Below are 809 nucleotides of genomic sequence, written 5' to 3' on the forward strand. Positions count from 1 at the left end.
TACTTACTACTTACGGAATCTCGGTTGATTTCTCTTCCTCGCCCTACTTAGATGTTTCAGTTCAGGCGGTTCCCCTGACATACCTATGGATTCAGTATGCCATGACGGATCGTTACATCCGCCGGATTGCTCCATTCAGACATCCACGGATCAAGGCTTATTTGCAGCTCCCCGTGGCTTTTCGCAGCTTATCACGTCTTTCGTCGGCTCCCAGTGCCAAGGCATTCACCCTGTGCCCTTTGTAGCTTGACCATGCTTGAATCTTGGTTCTCTTTCGGCTTTATTGTAGTGCTTATACCCTTCTTTCATGATATTTGCATTACATAAAACTTTCTTGCAGTTTTGTTTCATTGTTCAATTTTCAAGGTGCGTTCTTCAAAGCCTTTCGGCTTTGTTGGTGGGCTCAAGTGGACTCGAACCACCGACCTCGCGCTTATCAGGCGCGCGCTCTAACCGCCTGAGCTATGAGCCCATTCATTGAAGGCAGCGCCTTCAAAAATGAACAACGAGTTTCCTRTCCCTGTCTGACCAGAGTCCGCCGGCTCTCTGCCGGCTTCGCTCCTTAGAAAGGAGGTGATCCAGCCGCACCTTCCGATACGGCTACCTTGTTACGACTTCACCCCAGTCATCAATCCCACCTTCGACAGCGCCCCCCTTGCGGTTAGGCTACTGGCTTCGGGTGTTACCGACTCCCATGGTGTGACGGGCGGTGTGTACAAGGCCCGGGAACGTATTCACCGCGGCATGCTGATCCGCGATTACTAGCAATTCCGACTTCATGCAGGCGGGTTGCAGCCTGCAATCTGAAC

Annotated in this window: 1 tRNA gene and 2 rRNA genes; all 3 read right to left on the reverse strand. The window is 51.7% G+C overall.

From position 1 onward, the window contains the following. Positions 1 to 252, reverse strand: a 23S ribosomal RNA gene (locus FMM72_RS17060); the annotation flags it as partial. A 143-nt stretch (positions 253 to 395) separates the two neighbouring features. After that, positions 396 to 472 (reverse strand) — tRNA-Ile (locus FMM72_RS16905). Between the two features lie 94 nt (positions 473 to 566). Then, positions 567 to 809 (reverse strand): 16S ribosomal RNA (locus tag FMM72_RS16910); the annotation flags it as partial.

The organism is Anaerotruncus colihominis, assembly GCF_010206195.1.
GTDB classification, from domain to species: Bacteria; Bacillota; Clostridia; order Oscillospirales; family Ruminococcaceae; genus Anaerotruncus; species Anaerotruncus colihominis_A.